Annotated in this window: 5 protein-coding genes and 1 pseudogene; 3 read left to right on the forward strand and 3 right to left on the reverse strand. The window is 70.8% G+C overall.

Annotation, left to right across the window (positions count from 1 at the left end):
- A partial coding sequence (locus tag ACFXHB_RS43825; RefSeq protein WP_380582684.1) for a transposase occupies nt 1-534 on the reverse strand: 534 nt, incomplete at its 3' end.
- Nucleotides 535-615: 81 nt separating this feature from the next.
- Nucleotides 616-1,509 (reverse strand): helix-turn-helix transcriptional regulator, encoded by an 894-nt coding sequence (locus tag ACFXHB_RS43830; RefSeq protein WP_380582686.1) that lies wholly within the window; start codon nt 1,507-1,509, stop codon nt 616-618.
- 298 nt (nt 1,510-1,807) lie between these two features.
- Here ACFXHB_RS43830 and ACFXHB_RS43835 point away from each other — a divergent pair, with 298 nt between their 5' ends.
- Nucleotides 1,808-2,659 (forward strand): aldo/keto reductase, encoded by an 852-nt coding sequence (locus ACFXHB_RS43835; RefSeq protein WP_380582688.1) that lies wholly within the window; start codon nt 1,808-1,810, stop codon nt 2,657-2,659.
- 314 nt (nt 2,660-2,973) lie between these two features.
- On the opposite strand, the gene ACFXHB_RS43840 is transcribed toward ACFXHB_RS43835, so the two are convergent.
- Nucleotides 2,974-6,333, reverse strand: coding sequence for a hypothetical protein (locus tag ACFXHB_RS43840; protein ID WP_380582690.1), 3,360 nt, complete (start codon nt 6,331-6,333; stop codon nt 2,974-2,976).
- 191 nt (nt 6,334-6,524) lie between these two features.
- On the opposite strand from ACFXHB_RS43840, the pseudogene ACFXHB_RS43845 reads away from it, so the two are divergent.
- Both ACFXHB_RS43845 and ACFXHB_RS43850 read left to right on the forward strand, forming a co-directional pair.
- Nucleotides 6,525-7,460, forward strand: a pseudogene (locus ACFXHB_RS43845) (transposase); the annotation flags it as partial.
- A 31-nt stretch (nt 7,461-7,491) separates the two neighbouring features.
- Nucleotides 7,492-7,758 (forward strand): hypothetical protein, encoded by a 267-nt coding sequence (locus ACFXHB_RS43850; RefSeq protein WP_380582692.1) that lies wholly within the window; start codon nt 7,492-7,494, stop codon nt 7,756-7,758.
- Nucleotides 7,759-7,868 lie beyond the last annotated feature (110 nt).

The following is a 7,868-nucleotide window of genomic DNA, read 5'->3' on the forward strand; positions in this document are numbered from 1 at the left end:
GGTCTCCTTGCTCGTCGCCATTCCGTAGACCTCGGCGAGGTGCGCGACGATCTCCCCTGAGGTCAGGCCCTTCGCGGTCAGCGACACGACCAGATCGTCCAGGCCCTCCGTGCGGCGCGCATGCCGGGGCAGCACCTTCGGCGTGAACGTCCCCGACCGGTCCCGGGGCACCTCTACGGTGACCGGTCCGGCCTCGGTCAGCACCGTCTTGGACCGGTAGCCGTTGCGGGCGTTTCCGCCCTCGCGGGCACTGCGGCCCGACTCCGCGGAACCGGCCAGGTGCTCGTCCATCTCGGTTTCCAGAGCCTCCTGGAGCAAGTGCCGGGTCAGCTGTTGCAACAGACCACCCTCGCCGAGCAGCTGCATCCCGCCGGCCCGGGCCCGCTCGGCAGCCAGCTCGGCCACGGACGCCACCACGTCCGACCCACGTGTGTCTCTCCTGGAACCCATGTCCAAGGCATCGGCCGTTTCCGCCTCCGCCGAAACCGTCCCCTCAGGAACCGACTCGATCCGGTGATCCGTCAGCGAGCTCATCAGTGACTCCCTTGATCAGGGTGTCCACCGAAATTCTGATACTCCCGGGCCACCGACACCTCCCTGGTCCTGGCTTGCCTGTCACGTTCTGCGTGTTGATGTCTCGCTCGTGGGCTGGGGGCTGCTCCAACTGGCGAGGAGGTCGAGGGTTTCGGCGTCGCGGCTGCCGGGCGGGACTGCGCAGAGGATGAGGTAGAGGCCGTCGTCAGCGGTGATCCGGGTGGTCTCGTAGGTGAAGGCGAGGTCGCCGACGAGGGGGTGGTGGATGCGCTTCGCGCCGGCGCGGTGATGGCGGACATCGTGGCGGGCCCACCGCCGGCGGAAGGCGTCGCCGCCGCGGGTGGAGAGTTCGCCGATCAGGTCGGAGAGCGCCTTGTCGTGGGGGTTGCGGCCGACTTCGGTGCGCAGGGTGGCGACGTTCTGGTCGGCGACGGCGTCCCAGCACGGGTAGAACGCGGTGGCGGCCGGGTCCAGGAAGGTGAAGCGGGCGGCATTCGCCGGGCGGGCGGGGCTGTCGAAGATCGGAGCGAACAGGGCGCGGGCGAGGGTGTTGCCGGCGAGAAGGTCGAGGTGGGCGTTGCGCAGGTAGGCGGGGATGCCGCTGATCGTCTCGACGAGGTTGCGCAGGCCGGGGCGGACGGGCTGCCGGGCAGGCCGGGCCGGTCCAGCTGGGCCGGTGGCCGCGGCGTTGGCGGCACGGACCAGGTCGAAGAGGTGGGCGCGCTCCTCGTCGTCCAGGAGCAGGGCGCGGGCGATGGCGTCGAGGACGGCGTCGGTGGCGCCACGGGCGTCGCCGCGCTCCAGGCGGGTGTAGTAGGGGACGCTGACACCGGCGAGCTGCGCGACTTCCTCGCGGCGCAGGCCGGGGACGCGGCGGGTGCGGTCCGGCGGGGAGGGGGTGAGGCCGGCCTGTTCTGGAGTGACGCGGGCCCGGCGGGTGGTGAGGAAGTCGCGGATCTCGGTGCGTCGGTCCATGCTCCGACCCTACGACCGGCTCCCTCACCGGGCACGGGCGTGGGGGTCCCTGTTGGGGTCTGCTTCACCGCCCCGTGAGCGGTCGGGACGCGGTTGTCTGGCGGGCATGACCGATCCGTCCGCTCCAGGAGGCGCTCCGACGCCCGCCACTTCCACCGCTCCCGACCGTGTCCACCAGCCCGAGGCCGGGGCTGACCGGCAGGTCCTCAAGGCCCTCCTGATCCCCTGACCACGCACTCCCGGACGCACTCCGCCCGGCGACCGGCGACACACCCCTGACCAGCGAAGGAAGAACACCGTGCAGCACGTCACCCTGAGCAACGACGCCCGGATGCCGATCCTCGGCTTCGGCGTCTACCGGATCCCCGCCGACCAGACCGAACGCGCCGTCACCCAGGCCCTGGAGGCCGGCTATCGCCTGCTGGACACCGCCGCCCGCTACGGCAACGAGGAAGCCGTCGGCCACGCCATCAAGAACAGCGGCATCCCCCGCGAGGAACTGTTCGTCACCACCAAGCTGTGGGTCCAGGACGCCCCCGCCCAGGACAACACCCGCCGCGCCCTGGAGACCTCCCTGGCCAAGCTCGGCCTGGACCACGTCGACCTCTACCTGATGCACCAGCCCTACGGCGACGTCTACGGCCAGTGGCGCGCCATGGAGGCCGCGAACCGCGAGGGCCTGGCGCGGGCGATCGGCGTCGCCAACTTCTACCCCGACCGGCTGCTGGACCTGATTCTCAACAACGAGATTGCCCCGCAGGTCAACCAGATCGAGACCCACCCCTACTTCCAGCGGACCGCCGACCACGCCCTGATGCGCGAGCACCGGGTGCAGCACCAGTCGTGGGGAGGCTTCGCCGAAGGCAAGAACGACCTGTTCACCCATCCCGTGCTGGTCGGCATCGGCGAGGCGCACGGCAAGTCCGTGGCCCAGGTCGTGCTGCGCTGGCTGATCCAGCGCGACATCGTCACCATCCCCAAGTCCGTCAACCCCGACCGGATGGCGCAGAACATCGACGTCTTCGACTTCCAGCTCACCGAAGAGCAGACGGCAGCCATTGCCGCCCTCGACAGCGGCACGACCCTGTTCTTCGACCACCACGACCCCGAGAAGGTCGCCTGGCTCAGCAAGAGCCGCTTGGAGGGCTGACCCCGCACCGCCATGGCCGCCCCGAACCGCCCACCCGTACAGACCGATCAGCGCGGCGAGCTCCCGGTTCCACTTCGACGGCCCGATCGGCTGCGGGTTGTCCGGCGCGAACCGCCGCCAGTCCTCGAAGTCCCGCAGATCCCCTCACCCGCATCCCACCAACCCACACCTCGGACCAGCAGGAAGTCCAGGTAGAGCGCGATGTCGGTCACGTAGTTGCGCTTCGTCTCCTTGGTGTGGGCACGGAACTGGCGGGACTGCGTGAACAGGCTGGGCACCGCGTCCACCCGGCGGTCCGGCCGAGGAAGATCGGATCACCGACGCGGACCCCGACCTCCGCCTGCGCCGCTCCGACGGCTCCCGCCGACCCGGCACCACGGCCTCTCGAAATTCTTGTCGTACGGCATCCGTCGGCACCCCCGGCGACACCGTCCCCGACCGCGCCGCTGCCCTGCGTGGCCGCTCGCCTCGGAAGCTTCGGCCTTGCGCCGCAGGCTGTTCAGCTCCTGAGCGTGGCAGCGCTCCGTGGCTTGCTGCGCCTCGGCGCGGACACTGGCGAGTGCCGCGTCGGCTCGGGCGCAGCCCTCGAACCGCTCCTGCCGTTCCTCCTCAGGCGTCACCGCGGGTTTCGCGGCGCTCGCTTCGGTCAGGCGTGCGGCGGCGCTCTCGACGGCGCTCTGGGCGCCGGCGAGCCGGCGCCGGTGGCCAGCGAGGACCTCCTGGGCGTCCTGCGCCGCGGCGCGCCGCAGGTGCGGCTCGGCCGCGTCCGCAGTGGAGGCGAGTTCTGTGGCGAGACCGCGCTGCTGCTCGGTGAAGGGCGCCAGCCGGCCCTCCACCTGAGCCATGGACCGGGCGCAGGCTTCGGCTCGCAAGGTGAGTTCGCGGTCGGCGTCCTGGGCCTGCCAGAGGGCACGGGCGTTCTCGTGTCGGCTCCGCAGCTGGTCCAGGCTCATGCGGGCGAGGTCCTGGTCGCTCAGTGCGTGGCCACAATCGGCAGGGACATCTGCCTTCAGTTGGGCCAGCTCGTTTCCCCACCGGTCCAGGTCTGCCTCCAGTACCCGGGTCCGTCCCCCGGCTTCGGCCGCGCGTGCCCCGGCGGCTGTCCGTTCTTTCGCCAGCCGCCGCATGTCGCTCTCGGCGGCCAGTGCCCCGCTGTGCCCCTGCTCGCGCCGGGACTCCGCGGCCGGCGCGCCCTGAGCACGTTGCACGAGATCACCCACGACGGGCAGAAGACCGGCAACGGCGGTCAAATCCTCGGTCGCGGCGAGCTCGGCCCGTTCGGCATCGTCAATGAGATGCGCGAGTTCCTTGTCACGGTTCTGACGGCGCTGCGCCTGATCGCGCAGGTCGTCGAGTTCTCCCTCCAGACGCTCCACCCGGCTGACGAGCTCAGCGCGAGAGCGGGGCCCGAAGAGTGCCAAGTGGCGCCGTAGCTCATCTGCGAGTTCCCGGTCGCTCTCCCGGCCCGCCGCGACGGCCTTCAGCCGCGCCTGGAGACTGGCCAGCCGCGCCTCGACGCGGGCGAGCTCACCCAGCGCGGCCTCCGGATCCACCAACGCCGAGTCCAGGGTGAGGACGGCGATGTCATCGCACTGCGGCGGCTGCGTCGACGCCAGGCGCCGGGCGGCCTCCTCGCGCCCCACGGTGATGACCGCGCGGTGGGCGCCGCACTCGCGGGCGAGCCGCGCAAGCTCGTCCGCAGCCAGCGAGCCGCCGATGACGATGCCGCCCGCCAGGTGCGGCATGGCGGACAGGATCCGTCCGTGGGCGGCCACAGGGTAGGCCTCGCGCAGGAACTGCAACCCCGTCATCGCCTCCTTCACCCCCAGGCGGCGCAGTTCCTCCACCGCCTGCTCCACCTCACGCGGGGCCGGCAGGAACCCTTCGTGCAATGCCCGCAGGCACCGGCGGTCCTCGGCCGCCTCGCTCTCTGCCCGGGAGGCCTGCCCATCGGCCTCCCTCACAGCCTCGTCCAGCAAAGCCACGAGGTCCTCGCCGCAGACGTCGAGGTCCAGGCAGGTGTCCGGTTCGGCGCGGGCCAACGCGGTCAGCCGGGCATGCGACGACAGTTCGCGCCGCTCCGCCTGTAGCGCGCTCAACTCATCCCAGGCCCTGTCGTGCTGTCCCTGAACCTGTTCCTGACGGGAAGCTCCAACAAGGCTCTGCCTCGACAGCTCGTTCGCCTCCTGACGCGCGCCGCTCGCCTGCAGACGAGCCGTCTTCCGCCGGTCTTGGAACGTCCGCTGCTGGCCGCTCAACCGCTCCAGCGCCTCGGCAAGCTGCTCCCCGTCGCGCAGCACACCATCGGTGCGGGCATGCTGTTCGCGTCGGTACAGGTCGTTGAGTTCGGCTTCGGCCTGGGCCCGCTCGGTGAGCGCCGCGCCGTGCCGCGTGCGCGCGGCCTCGTGCTCGCGGCCAGCCCGCACCATGTCGGCCCCTGAGGCCTTGCGTTGCTGTCGGGCCTTGGCGAGATCCTCCTGGGCTTTGCCGTACGTGATGGCGAGCTGGTCCCGCAAGGCCGCGGCCGCCCGGTGGTACGCCTCGCGTAGGGGCGCTTGCTGTTCGGTGGTCCGTGCCTGCAACGCGGCCAGTTCCTCCTGCTCGCGCGTCAGCCGGTTCTGCTCGAGGAGGTGATCGAGGGCCTGCCACGCTTGGGCGAGGTCGGCGCCACGCTGCTCCTCCTCCTGGCATCGCTCGGCCCACTTCCCGGCCTCGGCCGCGGCGAGGCGCGCGGCGCACAGGGCGATGACCTGGGCTCGTCGCCCGGCGTCCGCGGCCTGGGCCCGTGCGGCGCGGGCATCGGCGTCTGCTTGGTCGGCCGCCAGGATCAGTGCGGCGGCCTTGGCGTCCAGAGCCTGAGCACGACCGGCGATGAGCATCTGCGCGCGTTCGGCCCCGGTCCGGTGCCGGGCCAGCTCCCGCTCGCTCTGCCAACGGTGGGCGATGTGCTGCTGGACGGGCCGCCGTTTCAGGGTGGTCCCGGCCAGGAACTGCTGCTCAAGCTCAAGGTCGGGCCGGCCGGCGAGGTTGTCGGCCTGGGCGGACAACGCGCTGCGGGCCTTGGCCGGAAGGGCGGGGTCGACGACCAGATCGATCAAGAGGTCGAGAAAGTCCTCACAGGTGGCGAAGTCGAAGAGCTTGGTGATGCCGCCTTCCTCACGGTTCATGTCGCGCTGCATCCGCAGCAGCCGCGGGTCCAGGCCGTTCGAGGACAACAGGTCCTGCCAGTCGTCCTGATCCTCGGCGATGGCAAGCTGCAGGCGCCGGTCCTCCTTGGCCGCGGTCTTCAGGGCATTCAGGTAGGACGACTGGGTCAGACGGCCTTCGGCACGCCGCACCGGCAGGGTGTCCAGGTCCAGGACACCGGCCTGCGGGCGCAGCACGTACCAGCGGCGCGTCAGGCCCTCCCACGTCTCGGCCACGTCCTGCGGCTGGTGGTCGTCCTTCCACTGGTAGACGCCACCGGTGATCAGAGTGTTGCAGCCGAAGGGATTGGAGGTGTCCTCCCATTCGGCCACCACGTGCGCCACCTGCCCCTCGGCCACGTAGTCGGCCAGCGACTTGCCTTTCTCATGGCCGATGAAGTCGCGCTTATGGGGCAGGAAGAGGCTGAAGATCAGCGCCAACAGGCTCGACTTGCCGCCGCCATTGCGCAGCCACAGCACCGTGTCCACGGCTGGGGCTCCAACGGCGCCCACCAGGTTCGCATGGTTCCTCAGGTCGAGAGTGAGGGACCTGAAGCCCGCGTCACTGTGCCCCACGGTCTCCAGACGAATTCGGCACATGCGGTACATCTGTCAGTCCTCCTGGGTGAGCTGGTTGCGGCGGATGTCACGCAGTTGATCGAAGACCTCCGTGCCGGCGGAGGCTGCTCGACGCTGGGCAGTGGCACGACGGCGACCCGGAGATCCTGGTCGTCCTCGACGCCGGCTACGACGCCCCGCGCATCGCCCACCTGCTCGGCGGCCTGCCGGTGCAGGTCCTCGGCCGGCTCCGCTCGGACCGCGTGATGCGCCGCCCGGCGCCGAGCCGTGCGGAGTTCGCCGCCGCGAACCCGGCCGGGGGCCGGCCGCCCAAGCACGGCGGCGAGTTCGTCTTCGGCGACCCCGCCACCTGGGGCGACGAGCAGGCGGTCACCACCACCGCCACCCGTCGCTACGGCACCGCCGTCGCCCGGGCCTGGGACCGACTCCACCCGAGGCTGACCCGCCGCGCGGCCTGGCTGGAGCACGACGGGCCGTTGCCGGTCATCGGGGGCACCGTCATCCGCCTTGCCGTCGAGAAGCTGCCCAGCGGAGGGGTGAACCGGCCGGTCTGGCTGTGGTGGTCGCGCACCGGCGCGAGCCCGGCCGACGTGGACCGCTGCTGGCAGTCCTTCCTTCGCAGGTTCGACTTGGAGCACACCTTCCGCCTGTTCAAGCAGACCCTCGGCTGGACCCGGCCCCGCCTGCGCGACTCGGCGGCGGCCGACCGCTGGACCTGGGTGGTCATCGCCGCCCACACCCAGCTCCGCCTTGCCCGCCCGCTGGTTGCCGACCTGCGCCGGCCCTGGGAGCGGCCGGCGGAACCGAACAAGCTGACCCCCGCCCGCGTCCGGCGCGGGTTCAGGAACCTCCACACGAAGGCCCCTTCACCAGCGCGTGTGCCGAAACCCACCCACCCCGGACCCGGCCGGCCGCTGGGCTCGAAGAACCAGCGGCCCGCCGCCCGCTACGAAGTGGGCAGAGTCCTCGCCACCGGCGAGGCGTACGTCCGGCCCACCCATCATCAGAAGGGCACCAAACCCAGGCGATCAGGCTGACACGAGGGCCAAGGCCCGACACACTGCCGTCATGCGCATCGATGAACCGGCCAGACTGATCGCCAGCAGGGCTCTGATCTATGTGGGGATCCTCGCGGCTTCGCCGGTGTTGCTGATCGCCGGAGCACCGATCCGTCGCCGGTATCTCCGCTACGTCTACCGGGACGACGCACCCCTTATCGTCGACAAAGAGAACGGATGGGTCAGCTTCCACTACTACGTGGTGCTGAATCGGCTCTTGTACTGGCTCTGCTGGCCGACAGAGTCCCTCATTGGTCTCGCCCGACGAAGTCGTTAAACGACAAGGTCAGTGCCTGATGCTGTCGGGGATCTTGGAAACCGTGGGCTGGCAGCCGGTCAGTTCCGGTGTCCGCTGCAACGGTTTGACCAGGTCAGCAGGTTGGTAGA

This window comes from Kitasatospora sp. NPDC059327, from assembly GCF_042752535.1.
Taxonomy (GTDB): domain Bacteria; phylum Actinomycetota; class Actinomycetes; order Streptomycetales; family Streptomycetaceae; genus Kitasatospora.

Excerpts from the sequence above, each read along its gene's own strand:
- ACFXHB_RS43830 (WP_380582686.1), bottom strand. The coding sequence starts at position 1,509 with ATGGACCGACGCACCGAGATCCGCGACTTCCTCACCACCCGCCGGGCC.
- ACFXHB_RS43850 (WP_380582692.1), top strand. The coding sequence starts at position 7,492 with ATGCGCATCGATGAACCGGCCAGACTGATCGCCAGCAGGGCTCTGATC.